17 protein-coding genes are annotated in these 17,134 nt (G+C 67.9%); 4 read left to right on the top strand and 13 right to left on the bottom strand.

What is annotated here, in order from left to right; genetic code table 11:
• Position 1 precedes the first annotated feature (1 nt).
• The gene (locus KIP89_RS10835; RefSeq protein WP_213755350.1) at positions 2–1,030 is read left to right on the top strand and encodes a chemotaxis response regulator protein-glutamate methylesterase; all 1,029 of its coding nucleotides are present in this window, start codon (positions 2–4) and stop codon (positions 1,028–1,030) included.
• The gene (locus KIP89_RS10830) at positions 1,027–2,046 is read left to right on the top strand and encodes a response regulator (protein WP_305825932.1); all 1,020 of its coding nucleotides are present in this window, start codon (positions 1,027–1,029) and stop codon (positions 2,044–2,046) included. Before KIP89_RS10835 ends, KIP89_RS10830 begins: the two co-directional genes overlap by 4 nt.
• A 24-nt stretch (positions 2,047–2,070) precedes the next feature.
• Here the strand turns inward: KIP89_RS10830 and KIP89_RS10825 are convergent, their stop codons facing one another.
• From KIP89_RS10825 to KIP89_RS10780, 10 genes are all read right to left on the bottom strand, one after another.
• Positions 2,071–3,435, bottom strand: a complete 1,365-nt coding sequence (locus tag KIP89_RS10825; protein WP_369807105.1) for an MATE family efflux transporter — start codon at positions 3,433–3,435, stop codon at positions 2,071–2,073.
• Positions 3,436–4,044 (bottom strand): peroxidase-related enzyme, encoded by a 609-nt coding sequence (locus KIP89_RS10820; RefSeq protein ID WP_213755349.1) that lies wholly within the window; start codon positions 4,042–4,044, stop codon positions 3,436–3,438. It abuts the gene before it with no gap.
• A gap of 2 nt (positions 4,045–4,046) precedes the next feature.
• Positions 4,047–4,583: a CMD domain-containing protein gene (locus KIP89_RS10815; protein WP_250152313.1), complete on the bottom strand. Its 537-nt coding sequence runs from the start codon at positions 4,581–4,583 to the stop codon at positions 4,047–4,049.
• A gap of 4 nt (positions 4,584–4,587) precedes the next feature.
• Positions 4,588–5,178 (bottom strand): 2-hydroxychromene-2-carboxylate isomerase, encoded by a 591-nt coding sequence (locus KIP89_RS10810; RefSeq protein ID WP_213755348.1) that lies wholly within the window; start codon positions 5,176–5,178, stop codon positions 4,588–4,590.
• A gap of 5 nt (positions 5,179–5,183) precedes the next feature.
• Entirely contained in the window at positions 5,184–6,662 is a 1,479-nt protein-coding gene (locus KIP89_RS10805) for an NAD(P)-binding domain-containing protein (protein WP_213755503.1), read from the bottom strand.
• An 87-nt stretch (positions 6,663–6,749) separates the two neighbouring features.
• Entirely contained in the window at positions 6,750–7,820 is a 1,071-nt protein-coding gene (locus tag KIP89_RS10800; protein ID WP_213755347.1) for an ABC transporter ATP-binding protein, read from the bottom strand.
• Between the two features lie 3 nt (positions 7,821–7,823).
• A complete protein-coding gene (locus KIP89_RS10795) occupies positions 7,824–8,627 on the bottom strand; it encodes an ABC transporter permease (RefSeq protein ID WP_213755346.1) in 804 nt (267 codons plus the stop codon).
• A gap of 11 nt (positions 8,628–8,638) precedes the next feature.
• Positions 8,639–9,619: an ABC transporter permease gene (locus KIP89_RS10790; protein ID WP_213755345.1), complete on the bottom strand. Its 981-nt coding sequence runs from the start codon at positions 9,617–9,619 to the stop codon at positions 8,639–8,641.
• 98 nt (positions 9,620–9,717) lie between these two features.
• A complete protein-coding gene (locus KIP89_RS10785; protein WP_213755344.1) occupies positions 9,718–10,818 on the bottom strand; it encodes an extracellular solute-binding protein in 1,101 nt (366 codons plus the stop codon).
• 60 nt (positions 10,819–10,878) lie between these two features.
• Positions 10,879–11,610: an aspartate/glutamate racemase family protein gene (locus KIP89_RS10780; RefSeq protein WP_213755502.1), complete on the bottom strand. Its 732-nt coding sequence runs from the start codon at positions 11,608–11,610 to the stop codon at positions 10,879–10,881.
• Between the two features lie 335 nt (positions 11,611–11,945).
• Here KIP89_RS10780 and KIP89_RS10775 point away from each other — a divergent pair, with 335 nt between their 5' ends.
• Together KIP89_RS10775 and KIP89_RS10770 are read left to right on the top strand one after the other, a co-directional pair.
• Positions 11,946–12,407: an Lrp/AsnC family transcriptional regulator gene (locus KIP89_RS10775; protein ID WP_213755343.1), complete on the top strand. Its 462-nt coding sequence runs from the start codon at positions 11,946–11,948 to the stop codon at positions 12,405–12,407.
• Between the two features lie 80 nt (positions 12,408–12,487).
• Complete coding sequence (locus KIP89_RS10770; RefSeq protein ID WP_213755342.1) at positions 12,488–13,567, top strand: NAD/NADP-dependent octopine/nopaline dehydrogenase family protein; 1,080 nt, start codon at positions 12,488–12,490, stop codon at positions 13,565–13,567.
• Between the two features lie 3 nt (positions 13,568–13,570).
• On the opposite strand, the gene KIP89_RS10765 is transcribed toward KIP89_RS10770, so the two are convergent.
• The 3 genes from KIP89_RS10765 to KIP89_RS10755 all read right to left on the bottom strand — a co-directional run bounded on the left by KIP89_RS10765 (position 13,571) and on the right by KIP89_RS10755 (position 17,114).
• Entirely contained in the window at positions 13,571–15,175 is a 1,605-nt protein-coding gene (locus tag KIP89_RS10765) for an FGGY-family carbohydrate kinase (protein WP_213755341.1), read from the bottom strand.
• A gap of 2 nt (positions 15,176–15,177) precedes the next feature.
• On the bottom strand, positions 15,178–15,906 hold the full coding sequence (locus KIP89_RS10760) for an SDR family oxidoreductase (protein ID WP_213755340.1): 729 nt from the start codon (positions 15,904–15,906) through the stop codon (positions 15,178–15,180).
• Positions 15,907–16,079: 173 nt separating this feature from the next.
• Entirely contained in the window at positions 16,080–17,114 is a 1,035-nt protein-coding gene (locus KIP89_RS10755; protein ID WP_213755339.1) for an NAD(P)-dependent alcohol dehydrogenase, read from the bottom strand.
• Positions 17,115–17,134 lie beyond the last annotated feature (20 nt).

Below are 17,134 nucleotides of genomic sequence, written 5' to 3'. Positions count from 1 at the left end.
AATGAGGATCGGTATCGTCAACGATCTGCCGATGGCGGCCGAGCTGCTGCGACGCATCATCGTCGCCGCGCCGGAGCATCAGGTCGCGTGGATCGCCGGCGACGGGCGCGAGGCGGTGGCGTCCTGCGCCCGCGACCTGCCCGACCTCGTGCTGATGGACATCACCATGCCGCAGATGGACGGGGTGGAGGCGACCCGGCGCATCATGGCCGCGACGCCCTGCCCGATCCTGCTGGTCACCGCCAGCATCGACGCCAATGTCTCCGGCGTCTACGAGGCGATGGGCCATGGCGCGCTCGACGCGGTCGACATTCCAACCGTCGGCACCGATGTCTCGGCCGCGCCCGCGGCGACACTGCTGGCCAAGATCGCCATCATCGGCAAGCTGGTCGGCGACGGGCGAACCGGCCGGGCGAGCCCGCCCCCCGCCCCGGCGGCGGGCAACGCGCGCCGGCTCGTCGCCATCGGCGCCTCCGCCGGCGGCCCGGCGGCAGTCGCCGCCATCCTCACCCGCCTGCCGGCGGATTTCCCGGCGGCCCTCGTGCTGGTGCAGCATGTCGATCCGAAATTCGTGCCGGGCCTCGCCAACTGGCTGGGCCAGCAGGCGCGGCTGCCGGTGCGCGCGGCGGCGGAGGGCGACCGGCCCGAGGCGGGCACGATGCTGATCGCCGCGTCGGGCGATCATCTGGTGCTCGGCGCTTCCGGCGAACTCGCCTATACCGCCGCGCCGCGCGACTACCCCTACCGCCCCTCGGTGGACGTGTTCTTCCACAGCGCGGCCCGCTTCTGGCGCGGCGAACTGGTGGGCGTGCTGCTCACCGGCATGGGCCGCGACGGCGCGCAGGGGCTGCTGGCGCTGCGCCAGGCGGGCCATCTCACCATCGCCCAGGACCAGAAAAGTTCCGCCGTCTACGGCATGCCGAAAGCCGCCGCCGCCCTGTCGGCTGCCGTCGACATCCTGCCCCTCGACCACATAGCCGGCCGCCTCGCCGACGTTTTCGGCTGTTCATCCCACGAGGCTCAATCATGATGCGCAAGACCGATCTCGACCCCCACGCGGCCCATCAGGCACTGGCGGGGGAGAAATATCTCTCGATGGTCCTGCTGGTCGACGACCAGGTTCTGATCTGCGAGGCGGTCCGGCGGGCGCTGGCGGGCGAGACGGATCTCGATTTCCACTATTGCACCGATCCGCTGGACGCCATCCGCATCGCCGAGGAGCTGAAGCCGACGGTGATCCTGCAGGATCTGGTGATGCCCGGCATGGACGGGCTCGACCTCGTGCGCCAGTACCGCGACCGGCCTTCCACCCATTCGGTGCCGGTGATCGTGCTCTCCGCCAAGGACGAGCCGGCGGTCAAGAGCGCCGCCTTCAAGGCCGGCGCCAACGACTATCTCGTCAAGCTGCCGGACCGGATCGAGCTGATCGCCCGCATCCGCTATCACACCCGCGCCTATCTCGACCATGTGCAGCGCGACGCGGCCTATGCGGCGCTGCGCGAGAGCCAGCGCCAGCTCATGCAGGCCAATCTGGAGCTGGAGCGGCTGACCCGCATCGACGGCCTCACCGGCCTCGGCAATCGCCGCTATTTCGACGAGTACATGCTCGCCGAATGGCGGCGCGCCCTGCGCAACAGCACGCCGCTGGCGCTGCTGATGATCGATGTCGACAATTTCAAGCTGTACAATGACAGCCACGGCCATCTCGCCGGCGACGAGGTGCTGCGCAAGGTGGCGGACGCGATCCAGGACGGGGTCAACCGCTCCGGCGATCTGGCGGCGCGGTTCGGCGGCGAGGAATTCGTCGTGGTGCTGCTCGACACCGAGCTTTCCGGCGCGCGCACCGTCGCCGACCAGATCATGCGGCGCGTGCGGGCGATGGACATCCCCCGCGAGGGCGGTCACGTCACCATCAGCATGGGCGTCGCCTCGATGGTGCCGAAGGAAGGCGTCGTGCCGGACGACCTCATCAAGGCCGCCGACCTCGCGCTGTTCCGCGCCAAGTCGGGCGGGCGCGACCGGGTCGAGGTGGAAACGGCGGCGTAAGGAGGAAGGGTCGCCCCGGATGGTTCAGGCGGCGGACGGGCCCATGGTGCGGGCGGCGAGGCGCGGCAGCATCCAGCGGAACGCCACGCTGCGCGCGCATTGGAACAGGCCGAGCGCGATCCACAGCCCGTGATTGCCGAACATCGGCTGGAGCACGGCGCAGGCGGCGACATAGAGCACCAGCGAGGCCAGCATCAGGTTGCGCATCTCGCGCGACCAGGTAGCGCCGATATAGACGCCGTCCATCTGGAAGGCGACGACGCCGATGAGCGGCAGCGCCACCGCATAGGGCAGATAGAGATGGGCGAGGCGCGCCACCTCCTCATTGGGCGCCGCGAGCGAAATCACCGGCCCGGCCAGCGCGAGAAATCCCAGCGAGACGATGGCGGCGAAGACAAAGCCCCACAGCGTGGTGAGCGTGATCACCCGGTCAAAGGCCGGCCGGTAGCGCGCCCCCACCGCCCGCCCGGCGAGCTGCTCGGCGGCGGTCGCCACCCCGTCGAGGAAGGCGACGCCGAAGAAATAGAAGCGCAGTAGGATGGTGTTGGCGGCAAGGATCTCGATGCCGAGCGTACCGCTCTGCCGGGTGAAGAAGGAGAGCCCCAGCAGCAGCGCGAAGGAGCGGATCATCATGTCCGAATTGACCGAGAACAGCCGCTTCAGCTCGGGCAGGCTGGGCAGGGTCCAGAGCCGCCGGTCGGTGTGCCAGACGATCAGCGCGAGGCCCGCCAGCGTGGTCACGGCTTCTGCCGCCAGACTCGCCAGAGCAAGGCCCGCCAGCCCCCAGCCGAGCCCCAGCACCCACCACAGGCTGAGGCCCAGATTCAGCCCGTTCAGCAGGGTCTGAAGCGCCATGGCGCTGATCGAGCGGCCAAGGCCGATGACCCAGCCGAAAATGACGAAATTGACCAGCGCGAAGGGCGCCGACCAGATGCGCCAGCCGAAATAGACGCTGGCCGCCTGTGCCACCTCGCCCTCCGCCCCGAGCACGGCGAGGCTGAGCCGGCCGAGCGGGGCGTGCACGGCGAGGATCAGCAGCCCGCCGGCCAGCGCGATCAAGAGCCCGCTCAGCAGCATGCGCTGCTCGGCCACACGGTCGCCGGCGCCGAGCGACTGGGCGGTGAAGCCGGCGGTGGCGGCGCGCAGGAAATTGAACGAGACGAAGATGACGTCGAAGATGACGGCGGCCAGCGCCACGCCGCCGATCAGCGCCTCCTCGCCGAGCTGGCCGACCACCATGGTCGCCACCAGCCCGACCAGCGGGGTCGACAGATACGCCGCCATCATCGGCACGGCGATGCGCAGCACGTCGCCATGGCCGACCGTGAAGGGGCGGATGGCGGCGGCGTCCGGCAGCGCGGGCGCAGCCAATGGGGCGTGCGGGTCCACTCAGGCCTTTCGCTGCGGTTCGCCGAGCGTGTGCATCAGCCGGTTGGCCCAGCCGAAGATGGCCACGGAGTGGATGAGATCGAGGATTTCCAGATCCGACAGCCCGCTATTGCGCAGGTGATAGAGGTGATAGCCGCCGACCTCGGAAGGGTCCGAGGTGAGATCCACAGCGAAATCGAACAGCGCCTGCTCGAAGGCGGGAAGATCGGCCTTGGTCTCGCGGGCGTAGATTTCCTCCACCACTTCCGGCTTCTTCTCAAGCTGGATGTAGCGGGCGGCATGGACCGCCGCGCAATAGACGCAGCGATTGACCACGGACGCGCCGAGCGCGCCCAGCTCGCGCCCGCCGCGCGACAGACCGCCTTCGCTGTACATGATGTCGTTGAACAAAGGCGTGCGCTCGCGCAGCGCCTCCGGCTCATGGGCCAGCACCAGCACATAGGGCGAGATGCCCTTGTTGGACGGCGTCATGCTCAGCGCCGCGCGCTGCGACGGGGTGGCGCTCTCATAGTCGACCATGCCGACATAGGGCTTCCAGTCGAGCGCCTCGGTGGTGAAGTCGTGCACCGTCTCGCGCGGGGTGTCGGTCGTATCGGTGGGGGCGCTCATGGTCAGTGATCCCGCAGCATCTTCAGGCCGGCGACGAGCAGCACCTGATAGTTCACGAAGGCGATGAGACCGGCCAGCGCGACGATGTCGCGATCATCCAGCCCGGCGGCTTTCAGCGCCTCGATATTGGCCCGGCTCGCCGCCTTCGGGGTGCGCGTGACCAGATCGACATGGCGCAGCAGCACAGCGAGCGGGCTTGCCGCGTCCTCCGGCAGGAAGGCGGGGTCGGCGATCCGCGTCTCCTCCGCGTCACCGCCCTCCGCCGCCAGCGCGGCGGTGTAGTGGGCGGCAAGCTCCGGCGTCTTCCAGGCCGCCGCCATGCGGGCGGCCAGCGCGGCGCGGCGCGCATAGGAGAAGTTGCGCGGCTCGGCCGGGCGCAGCGCGGCGAAATAGCTGGTCTGCGTCAGCTGCTTGAGCTTGGCCCGCTCGTGGCGCAGCGCCAGCACGGGCGAGGACGCATCGAGGCCGAGCACCGTGTCGATGACATCGGGGAGGTCGGCCTCGGGAAGGTCGGCATGGAGGGTCATGGTCTCGCTCATCGTCTCAATCCTCCGACAGGGCGTCGTCGAGGAAGCTCAGGCGGTCCTGGCCCCAATAGAGCACGTCCTTGTAGACCCAGGTCGGGGTGCCGAACACGCCGCGCTGCGTCGCTTCCTGATGGCTGTCGAGCCAGGCCTGCATGATCGCCGGCTCATCCTCCATCGCCTGCAGCTTCGCGCCGTCGAGGCCCAGCGCATTGGCCACCTCGATGCGCACTTGCGGATCGGTCACGTCCTTCTCCTCGCTCCACAGCGCGCGCAGCAAAGCGTGGCTCAACTCCAGCGCCGGCAGGCCGAGCCGGTCGGCGGCAATCACCATGCGGGCGGAGAACTCGTTATTGGTCGGGTAATGAGCCGGCTTCAGAACCAGTGGCATGTTCAGCCGCTTGCGCCAGCGGTCGAGTTCGACCGCGTGGTAGTCCTGCCGCGGCTGCGGGCGCGAGCGCAGCGGCACGCCGCCATTTTCCGGCACGATGCGGGTCGGGCGCACCACCACGTCGAGATCGTGCTTGTCGATCAGCGCCTTGAACTGCGGCCAGCCGAGATACGCCCAGGGCGAGGACAGAGCGTGGAAGTAATAGACGGTCTTGCGCATGGTCCTCACGCGGTCTTCTGCTGGGCGACGGGCGCCACAGGGGGAGCGTCCGCATCGGTCCATTCCGAACCGTCCAGCTCGGGCTTGGCATAGGCGAGCAGCGCCTGCCAGTGGGCGTCGATGTCGCGGATGAACAGGCCGCCGGCAATACCCTGCGCCAGCCAGTGCGCGCCCTCGCTGATGGCCGGTATGTCGCCGGACACCTTGCCCAGGCTCATCGTCGCCCCGTAATTGAAGCAGTGGATATTGGCGAGCCAGGGCGCGGTGCCCGGCTCCTTCTCGGTGAAGGAGAAGTCGTCCGCCAGCCACGGGAAGCGGCCGAGATCGCGATTGGCCTCCTCCGGCGGCGGGGTGAAGCGGTCCTCCCAGCAGGCGATGGCGTCGCGGTAGTCCGCGAGTTCCTCGCGTGCCGCCGGATCGATGGAGAAGCCGGTGCCGAGGATGAGGAAATCGGCGCGGAACTCGCGACCCTTCACCGTGGTGATGACGATCTCGCCATTCTCCTCGCGCACCGAGCCGATGCCGCAGTCGAAATGGAAGAAGGCGTTGGGATGGCGGCTGACGCGCAGGGTGGAGTTGTGCGGTGCCGGGGTCTGCTGCTTGGTCGAATAGTCCATCATCCGCCAGCGCCATTCCGGGGCGATGCGCGGAAAGCCGGCGGTGACGCCATAGGAGCCGATGCCCATCAGCTTGTTGATGGTCGGCATGGTCGGACGACGGGCGAGCAGGCGCACCTCGGCCGCGCCGGCCTCCAGCGCCTCCGCGGCATTGTCCACCGCCGAGGCGCCGACGCCGATCACCACCACGCGCTTGCCGGCCAGCGTGCGGAAATCCACCGGATCGGCCGAATGCGCCCACAGGCGGTGCCGCTCGATCGGCGTGACAAAAGCGGGGATGGTCGGCTCGCCGAGCCCGTCGCGGCCGGTCGCCATCACCACCTTGCGGGTGAGGATGCCCTCGCGGGCACCGCCGTCCAATTCCAGCTCCAGCAGCCCGTCGGCGCGCGGCAGGATGCGCGAGACCGGCATGTCGTTCTCGACCGGGATGGCCAGCACGTCGCGGTACCAGTTGAGATAGTCCATCCACATCGGCCGGGGGATGCGGAACAGCTCCTCCCAGGCCTGCTCGCCGAACCGGGCGGTGAACCACATGCGGAAGGTGAGCGAGGCCATGCCGAGCGCCGGGCCGAGCAGGATCTTCGGCGAGCGCAGCGTCTCCATCCGGGCATAGGTGACCCAGGGGCCTTCCTTGCCCTTGGACGCCTTGTCGATGATGCGGATATTGCGCACCCCGGCGCGGGTGAGCGCGAACCAGGCCACCAGCCCGCACATGCCGCCGCCGATGATGACCACGTCGCTCACCGGGCGCCCGTCCGGCGACTCTACCGGGACCGACCAGTTGGCCGGCGGATAGTTGAGGCATTCGAGATCATGCCGCACACGGCGGTTGAGCTCATCGAGCGCCCCGATCCCCTGACTGTTCATCGCCATTCCCTTTTTCAAAGCCGGTCGGCTGCCCCGCGCGGTCGGCGCGCGGGGTCTGTGCTGTTGGTGGTGCCCAGGGCCCGCGCGTCAGTCCGCCAGGACCACCGCGTTTTCCCAGCGCCAGCCGACGAGGACATCGTCGCCGTCGAGGCGCGCCAGCGCCTGCGGATCAAGCTGGGCGGTCACGTTCTGGCGGCCGGGCAGTTCGATCTCCAGCGTGGTGTGGCTGCCCTTGAAGATGCGCTGGCCGATGCGGCCGGGCACCGCGAAGGCGTCGCCTGGCGTCTGGCCGAGGCAGTAGATCGATTCCGGCCGGACGATGAAGGCGACGCGGGCGCCGGTCGCCGGGCTGTTGCCGTTGCGCCGGGCGCGGACGGTGTGGCCGTTCCACGACAGCACCGCCATCTCGCCCTCAAGGCCCATCACCTCGGCCTCGAACAGGTTACTCTGGCCGATGAAATTGGCCACGAAGCGGCTGCGCGGCGAGGCGTAGAGCGTGTGCGGGTCGCCCATCTGCTCGATCCGCCCGCCATTCATCACCACCACCACATCGGACATGGTGAGCGCCTCTTCCTGATCGTGGGTCACGAACAGGAAGGTCTTGCCGGTGCGCTGCTGGATGGATTTCAGTTCGATCTGCATCTGCTCGCGCAGCTTGGCGTCGAGCGCGCTGAGCGGCTCGTCGAGCAGCAGCACGTCCGGGTCGGGGGCAAGCGCGCGCATCAGCGCGACGCGCTGGCGCTGGCCGCCGGAAAGCTGCGAGGGCAGGCGGTCGGCGAAATCGCCGAGCTGCACCAGCGCCAGCAATTCCATGGTGCGCCGGTGGATCGCGTCCGAGCGCAGCCCCTTCAGCTCCAGCCCGAAGGCGACGTTGCGCCCGACGGTGAGGTGCGGGAACAGCGCGTAATCCTGGAACACGATGTTCACATTGCGCTTGTTGGGCGGCAGGCGGGTGATGTCGCGCCCGTCGAGCAGGATCTCGCCGGAGGTCGGCAGCTCGAAGCCGCCGAGCATGCGCAGCGTCGTCGACTTGCCGCAGCCGGAGGGGCCGAGCAGGGTGACGAACTGGCCGGGCGCGATCGACAGGTCGAGATCGGCGACCGCCGGCATGGCGCCATAGAGCTTGTTGACGTTGCGAAACTGGACGACAGGCTGCATCGGTCAGGCCTTGGAACGACGGGTGAAATGTTCGGCGTAGAGGCCGACGGCGGCGGTGACGATCAGCACGATCGTCGCCATGGCGTTGATTTCCGGCGACATGCCGCCCTGCACCTTGGCGAAGATCAGCATCGGCAGGGTCGGCTGGTAGCCGCCGAGGAAGAAGGTGCGGACGAAGTCGTCAATGCTGCTGAGCACGCAGAAGATGGCGCTGCCGGCGAGCGCCGGGGCGAGATAGGGCACCGTCACCCGCAGGAAGGCGACGAAATTGTCGGCGCCGAGATCGCGTGCCGCATCGGTCAGGCTGTGCGGCATGGAGCGCAGCCGGGTCAGCACCATCACCACCACGAAGGGCACGGCATGGACGGTGTGGCCGAGGATGATCGCCCCGGTGCCGGTCGGGATGTCCAGCACCCGGATGAAGATGCGCATCGAGATGGCGTTGATCAGGCCCGGCACCACCGCCGGCAGGCAGGCCAGTGCGAAGATCATCGCCCGGCCCCAGATGCCTTCCGCCGCCACCAGCAGCGCGATCCACACGCCGATGATCAGCGCGATCACCGTGGTCGCCACCGCGATGAAGATGGAGTAGCCGACGGCGCCGAGAAACTGCTGGTCCTGCAGCACCTTGGCGTACCAGTCGAGCGTCCAGCTCTGGATCGGGAAGGCGATGAAGCTCGCCTCCTTGAAGCTCATCGCCATCATCAGGCTGAGCGGCAGCAGCAGATAGATCACGAAGATCCAGTAGGAGGCCGACAGCGCCGTCTTCGGCAGGTCGGTGAAATAGCGGCTGGCGAAGCTGTTCATGACCCGCGTCCTCACGACAGCCGCACCGACCGCCCGCCGACCAGCTTCATGAAGAGGCCGACGGTGGAGAGCGAGACGATGAGCATCAGGATGGAGAAGGCCGAACCCGCCGGCCATTTGTCGTTCGAGGCGTGGAACAGGGCGGCGATGATTTCCGGGAAGATCACCGTGTTCGGCCCGCCCAGCAGCAGCGGCGCGGTGAACACGCCAATGGTGATGAGGTAGACGAGGCTGCAACCGGAGACGATGCCGTCCTTGGACAGCGGCAGGATCACCCGGCGAAAGCGTTCGAACGGCCCGGCGCCGAGATCGGCGGCGGCATCGACAAGCTGCGAGGGGATCTTCTCGATCGCCGAATAGAGCGGCAGCAGCATGTAGAGCGCGATCAGGTAGACCACGCCGAAGCTCAGCGAGAAATAGGTGTAGAGCATGGGGATCGGGCGATCGATCAGCCCGACCTCGCGCAGCAGGTAGTTCAGCGCGCCGCGATTGGCGAGCAGCATGATGACCGAGAAGGTGCGGATGATCTCGCCCGCCCAGAACGGCACCAGCAGCAGCAGCAGCGCGCGCTTGCGGTTCTGCGGGCGGATCACCTTGGCCACGTAATAGGCGACCGGGTAGACCACAATGAGCGTCACCACCGTCACCAGCGCCGCGAAGATCAGGCTGCGGATGAACGGCATGAAATAGAGCGGCTCGCGGAAGAACAGCCGGTAATTGTCCAGCGTCAGCACGGCCCCGCTGTCAGGTGCCGGGTAGGTCTGCATCAGGCTGATGCGGCCCATCTGGTAGATCGGCCCGATGTTGAAGGTGACGATCCAGGCGAGCGGCACGATCACCAGCAGCACGAGGCGGGCGCGCGGGCTCGCCGCCAGCACGCCGATGGTGCCGGCATAGAGCGGCGAGCGCGTCACCTGGCCGATCCAGCCGCGGTAGCGCGGGGCGGCCTCCCGGCCGGCCGTTCCCGGCCGCGACGTGCGGGACTCTGTCATGCTGCTCTCGACCATGGTGTCGTCATCGGCTCCCAGTGTGCCGGATCGCCCGCGCAAGGGCGACCCGGCCTGTCGAATGAGTGTCGCGAGGGGGACGATCAGGCCGCCTTGATCTCGGCGGTGGCCTTGTCGATCATGTCGTTCTTCATCTGCCGGTTGACCGAGCTGAAGAACTGGATCCGCTCGACCTGCTCCTGCGGCAGCGCCAGAGCCGCGCGCTCGCGGTCGGTGAGCAGCTTGTCGACGCCGCCAAAGGCCGAGTTGAAGCCCGACTGGCGGGTCATCGCGGCGCCGATCTCGGGCGAGGCCAGCATGGCGTTGAGGAAGATATAGGCGGCGTCCGCGTTCGGCGCGTTCTTCACGATGTTGAAGGAGTAGAGGAAGCCATAGGTCCCCTCCTTCGGGATGGAGAGCGCGATCGGGTGGCCGTCCATGATCAGCTTGGCGGCCGGGCCCGACCAAGTCTGCGCGAGGTAGATGTCCTCGTTGAGGAACATCTGCTGCACCTCGGAGCCGGCGTCGTAATATTTGCGGACCTTGTCCTTGTTGGCGATCAGGAAGTCGCGCGCCTTGTCGGTCGCCGCCTGGGCGATCTCCGGCTTGCCCTCATAGGTGACGTAGTCGCCGTCATTGCCCTGATACTTCATCACGATCGAGAGGAAATCGGAGATGATGTAGGAGGTCAGCCCCTTGAACTCGTCCTCGAACATGTAGCCCCAGGTCTCGGTGGGCTTGGTGTACTCGGTGTTGCGGGCGAGGCCCTCGAAGCCGGCGAGCAGCGGCACGCCATAGACCTTGCCGTCGATGGTCAGCTGCGGCGCGCCCTTATAGGCGGCGGCGAGATTGCCGAAATTGCCGATGCGGGCCACGTCGAGCGGCACCAGCAGGTCGGACTTCAGGAACTGCGACAGGCGGTGGCCGGTGACGGTGACGATGTCGGTGGTCGGCGCGCCGCCCTCGGCGGAGAGCAGATTGTACTGCTTGCCCTGGTCGTCGGTCAGGCGGACGCGCACCTCGATCCCGGTATCCTTCTGGAACTGCTCGATGAAGGACTGCGGCACGAACTTGTCATAGGTCGTGATGTTGACGACCTTGCTCTGGGCGCGGGCGGGACGGATCACGTAAGGCGCGGCGACAAGGCCGGCGCCGGCTCCGAGCAGCATGAGGGTCGAGCGGCGGGTAAGGTCAGTGCGGTTCATGGCATCCTCTGGCGGTTGTCGTGGGACCCTTCGCGGCCCGAAGCTCGGGGCGGCCGGGCGTCAATGCACAAGCAGGGCCACGTCGGCGGTGGCCGCACCCTCACCCAGCGACAGCCGGACGGCGGCATCGGCGTGGATCAGGGTAGAATCGAATGTCGGGAACGCGAAATCCTCCGCGCTCACCAGAAGGCCGATCTCGGTGCAGCCGAGGATGACGCTGTCCGCTCCCGCCGCGCGCCCCTTCTCGACGATGTCGAGGTAACGCTGCTTGGAATCGGGGCGGATGATGCCGCAACACAGCTCGGAGAAGATCACCTCATGCACCTGAAGGCGCTCCTGCGCCTCCGGCACCAGCACGTCGAGCCCGAAGCTCTCTTCCATGCGGCGGCGGTAGAACTCCTTTTCCATCGTGTACTGCGTCGCCAGCAGCAGGGGACGGCGGCAGCCGGCCGCGCGCACTGCCTCGCCGGTGACGTCGGCGATATGAATCAGCGGGATGCCGACCGAGGCCTGCACCTGGTCGGCCAGCAGGTGCATGGTATTGGTGCAGATCAGCACCATTTCCGCCCCCGCCTGCTCCAGCTCCCGCGCCACCTGGCCGAGCGCCCGCGCCGCCGCGTCCCAGTCGCCGGCCTTCTGCAGCGCGACGATCTCGCTGAAATTGACCGAGCGCAGCACGATATCGGCCGAGCTCAGCCCGCCCAGCGCCTCGCGCACCTGCTCGTTCAACCGCCGGTAATAGACGGCCGTGCTTTCCCAGCTCATGCCGCCGATCAGGCCAATTCGCTTCATCATCAAACCCACAATGCCACTGTACGTCAGAGGGTATGATAAGGGTGCGGCAGGAGATTGCATTGCGTTGTTTTACGTTTCAAAGTCGCTAATTAGGATTTTATCCTACAAATTAGCTGTGCATTAGGATGTTGTCACGCATTTATCGAATTGACCACGATACGATCACCAATCGCCCATTTCTTGGTCAAAACCCGCCCATCTCGCAGGATGAGTTCGGCCGCAACGGTGTCGCGCTGCAATCTTCGTTGCCGCATTGCAGTATAGGTTGACGATTGCGCTGAACATCGTTCTGCTGAACTACAGCGCGAGAGCCGGCGGCGGAGAGACAACACGTGTTTGACCAGATCGACCGCAAGATTATCGACATCCTGCAACAGGACGCCGGCAAGTCAGTGGTCGAGATCGCCGAGGCGGTGGGGCTCTCGCACACGCCGTGCTGGCGCCGCATCAAGCGGATGGAGGAGATGGGCCTCATCCGCAACCGCGTGGTGCTGATCGACCAGCGCAAGGCCAATGTGCCGATGACCGTGTTCATCTCGGTCAAGGTGCCGCGCCATACCACCGCCTGGCTCGACGCCTTCCGTAAGGAGATCCGCGACATCCCCGAGATCATGGAAGCCTACCGCCTGACCGGCGAGACCGACTATCTGCTGCGCGTCGTCGTGCCGAACATCGACGTCTACGACCAGGTCTACAAGAACCTGATCAGCCGGGTGGAGTTCTCCGACCTCTCCTCCTCCATCGCCATGGAGGAGATGAAGTTCACCACCGCCCTGCCGACCAAATATATCTGACCGCCCGCCACCTGACCGCCGGTCCGCCGGCGCGGCGCGCTCCCCGCGCGTCCCGAACGAACCCGACGAAGGAAATCCCCATGCGTGTCTCGATCCTCGGCGCCGGCTCCATCGCCTTTGGCGTCGCCGGCTTCCTCGCCGCCGCCGGCCATGAGCCGGTCCTATGGTCGCCGTCGGGGCGCGCGACGCAGGCGCTCGCGGCCGGGGCGCCGCTGAAGGCGTTCGGCGCGCTGGAGTTCGAGGGCAAGGTCGCGACCGCCGCCAGCGCCGCCGGGGCCGTCGCCACCAGCGACGTGCTGTTCCTCGCGCTGCCCGGCTATGGCCACCGCGTCGCGCTCGATGCGGTGATCCCGCATATCCGCCCCGGTCAGCCCATCATCATCTCCTCGCACTCTTCCTTCGGCGCGCTCTATCTGGCGCGGGCGCTGGCCGCGCGCGGGGTGAGCGCGCCGATCATCGTCTGGGGCACGACGCTGCTCACGGCGCGGGTGCAGGGACCTGATACCGTAAAGGTCAACACTGTCCGCCAGAAGATCGACGTCGCCACCCTGCCGAAAGAGGCGATCGAGGAGGGGCACGCGCTCTGCACCACGCTGTTCGGCGACCGTTTCGTGCGCCGCGACGGGCTGCTGGCCATCGCGCTCAGCAATCTCAACCCGCAGAACCATCTCGGCATCGCCCTGCTCAACCTCACCCGCATGGAAAAGGGCGAGGTCTGGGGCCAGGGCGAGCATGTCACCCCCGCTGTCGGGCGGGTGATCGAGGCGCTGGACGCCGAACGCCTCGCCATCGCCGCGAGCTTCGGCCTGTCGGTGCGCACGGTGCGCGAGCATTTCTCGCTCTCCTTCCACGTGCCGATGGGCAGCGTGTCGGAGATGAACCAGCAGATGCACGCGGAAGGGCGCGGCGGCTTCGGGCCGACCAGCTTCGACAGCCGCTATATTTTCGAGGACGTGCCGTTCGGCCTCGTGCCGACCGTGCTGCTCGGCCAGCTCACCGGACGGCCGGCGACCTTGCACGCGGCCGGCGTGGCGCTCCTCTCGGCCGCCGCCGGGCGCGATCTCGCGGCCGACAATAACCTGCTGCCGGCGCTCGGGCTCGACACCCTGTCGGTGGACGCCCTCGCCGCCCTCTGCGCGACCGGCTACCCGGTCGTGTGAGGTTCAGCCCCTCGCCGCCCGATAGGCGGCCTGGAACGCCTCGAACGCCGTGAACCGATGGTCGTGCCAGCCGCGCAGCGCCGGGCTCGGCTCATAGACCACCTCGATTTCCGACATGGCGGACATGGCGGCGGCGAAGCTCTCATAGCGCCCCGCCGCCACCGCGCCGAGCACGGCCGAGCCGAGCAGCACCGGCTCGGGCGAGGTGGTGGCGGCGATGCGGGTGCCGCTGGCATCGGCCAGCACCTGCCGCACCAGCGGGCTCTGCCCGGCGCCGCCGCTGATGATGATGAGATCGGTGCGCGCGCCTTTGGCCTGCTGCGCGTCGAGGATCTGGCGCAAGCCATAGCCGATGCCGGCAAGGCCCGCCATGTAGAGCCCGACAAGGCTCTCCACGCTCTCATCCATGCCGAGCCCGGCAATGATGCCGCGCGCCAGATGGTCGGCGAAGGGGGCGCGGTTGCCGAGGAATTCCGGCACCACATGCAGCGTGCCGGCGAGCCTGGCGATCGACGCCGCCCCGCCCGCCGCTTCCGCCTGCGCGGCCAGCCACATGCTGAGATTCTTGCCCTCGCCGCGCGCGATGGTCTCGGCCTGCGCCGCCGCCGGGTGCATCCGCACCAGACGGTCGATCGCCGCGCCGGCGGCGGACTGGCCGCCCTCGTTCAGCCAGAGGTCGGGCACCATGGCGGAGTAATACGGCCCCCACACGCCCGGCACGAAGGCGGGGGCGGCGGTGGTCAGCAGCGTGCAGGCGGAGGTGCCGAACACATAGGCCATGCGGTTCAGCGCATCGCCGGAGCCGCCGCGCGCGCCCACCGTGCCGATGCCGCCGGCATGGGCGTCGATGAGGCCCGCGGCGACCGCCGTGCCCGGCGCGAGGCCGAGTTCTTCGGCCGCCCGCGCGGTCAGCCCGGTGCCGAGCGGTGTGCCGGCGGGAACGATCTGCGTGCCGATGCGGGCAAAGCCCTCATCCGCCAGCGCCCCGAGGCCGACTTTACGGAAATAATCGGCGTCCCAGCGCCCCTCATGGGCCAGATAGGTCCATTTGCAGGTGACGGTGCAGACCGAGCGGGCGAGGCTGTCGGTCGCCTTGAAGGTGAGGAAATCGGCAAGATCGAGGAACTGCCAGGCGGCGCTGAAGGTCGCGGGCAGCTCCTGCGCGAGCCAGAGCAGCTTCGGCGTCTCCATCTCCGGCGAGATGATGCCGCCGACATAATCCAGCACCACGCTGCCGAGCTGGTTGATGCGATCGGCCTGCCCGGTGGCGCGGTGGTCCATCCACACGATGATGTCGCGCGCGTTGTCGCCATGGCGCCCGACCGGGAGCGACGCCCCGCCCTCGCCCAGCACCACCAGCGAGCAGGTGGCGTCGAAGCCGATGCCCTTGACGTCATCGGGCGCGATGCCGGCTTTCGCCACCGCCTCGCGCACGCTGGCGCACACGCCCGCCCAGATGTCGGCGCTGGACTGCTCGACGATGTCGCCGGGCTCTTTCCACATGCGGATGTCGCGCTTGGCCGAGGCGATGAGCGTGCCCGCCGCATCGAAAATGCCGGCGCGGACGCTGCCCGTGCCGACATCGATCCCCGCGAAACATCCTTGCATGGTCACAGATCCGTTCCGTTCGGCAGAATCACCAGGTCGCGAATGGTCACGTTACGCGGACGGGTCAGCATGAAGATGACCGAATCGGCCACTTCCCGGGGCTCCATCAGCGCGCCGGCAGCGAGCGCCTCGTCGAGCTTGGCCTGCGGCCAGTCCTTGATCAGGGCGGTCACCACCGGGCCGGGCAGCACCGCCCCCACCCGCACGCCATGCTTGGCGACCTGCCGGCGCACGGTGTGAACGAAGGCCTGCACGGCGAATTTCGAGGCGGTATAGACCGGCTCCCACACGACGGGAACCACCCCGGCGATGGACGAGGTGAAGATGATGTCGCCGGTGCCGCGCTCCACCATGTGCGGCAGCACGGCATGGACGGTGCGGAAGGCGGCGTTGACGTTGAGGTTCAGCACCCGGTCCCACACATCGGGATCGCCCTCCAGCACGTCGCCGCCAATATAGGCGCCGGCATTGGCGTGGAAGATGTCGAGCGGCCCGCAGGCCTCAATGATCTGCGGCAGCATGGTAGCGACGCTCGCCGGGTCGAGCAGGTCGACCACCACCGGCACCGCCTTGGGGCCGAGCGCGACGCAGATCGATTCCAGCGTGTCGGCGGCACGATCCACGAGGGCGACGGTGGCGCCTTCCTCGATCATGGCGCGGGCGCATTCCAGCCCGATGCCCGAGGCCGCGCCGGTGACGGCGGCAATTTTGCCCTGAAGCCGTGAGGCCATGTGACACTCCGATGGGTTGGTTCTGTGTTGGTCTTCCCTCTCCCCCACGGGGAGAGGTGGCCGGCGCAGCCGGTCGGTGAGGGGGAAGCACGGCTGCGGAGCGAGGCGGCGGAAGCCCCCTCACCCCAACCCTCTCCCCGTCGGGGAGAGGGAGCGCGCCGCGCCGCGCCCCGTCACGGCATGCGGATCTGCAGCTTCACATCGGTCGGCAGGCCCTTGGCGGCGCGGTCGAAGGCCTCGATGCTGGCGGCGAAGTCGAAGGTCTCGGAGATCAGCGGCTTGAGATCGACCTTGCCGGAGGCGATGAGGTTCACCGCGCGGTCGAAATTATTGGCGTAGCGGAACACCGTCTCGAGCCGCGCTTCCTTGATGATGGCCGCCGCCACATCGAACTTCACCGTCTCCACGGGCATGCCGATCAGCACCAGCGTGCCGCCCGGCCGCACCACGTCGAACAGCCCGTCATAGGCGCGGGGCGAGCCGCTGGCCTCGAACACCACGTCGGCGCCCCACCCCTCGGTCTCCTCCGCGATCACGTCCTTCAGCGCCCGCTCGGTGATGTTGACCGGATGCACGCCGGCATATTGGCCGGCAATGGCGAGCTTGGGCGCGGAGAGGTCGGAGATGTAGACGCGCGAACAGCCGCCGGCGAGCGCGGCGAGCGCGGTCATGATGCCGATCGGGCCGCAGCCGATCACCGCCGCGACGTCACCGGGGGTGATGCGCGCGCGCGTCGCCGCCTGCAGGCCGACCGCGAAGGGCTCGACCATGGCGCCTTCCGCGAAGGACACGTTGTCCGGCAGCTTGTAGGTGAAGGCGGCGGGGTGGACCACCTCGGGGGTGAGCACGCCATGGATCGGCGGCGTCGCCCAGAAGCGCACGTCAGGGTCGACATTGTAGATGCCGAGTTTGGTGGCGCGCGAGTTCATGTTCGGCACGCCCGGCTCCATGCAGACCCGGTCGCCGACCTTGAGGTTCTTCACATTGGCGCCGACCGCCGTGATGGTGCCGGCGGCTTCATGGCCGAGCACCATCGGCTCGCGCACCACGAAGGAGCCGATGGCGCCATGCGTGTAATAATGCACGTCGCTGCCGCAGACGCCGACCGTGTGGATGGCGATCTTCACGTCGTCGGGGCCGACCTCGAGCGGGAGGTCGATCTCCCGCAGCGCGAGTTCGCCCTTCTTTTCCAGAACCAGTGCTTTCACGGGAGATGTCCTGTCAGTTG

This window comes from Ancylobacter radicis, assembly GCF_018449475.1.
Taxonomy (GTDB): Bacteria; Pseudomonadota; Alphaproteobacteria; order Rhizobiales; family Xanthobacteraceae; genus Ancylobacter; species Ancylobacter radicis.
The sequence above is the reverse complement of the archived record's forward strand: the minus strand, read 5'-3'. Positions and strand labels throughout refer to the sequence as shown.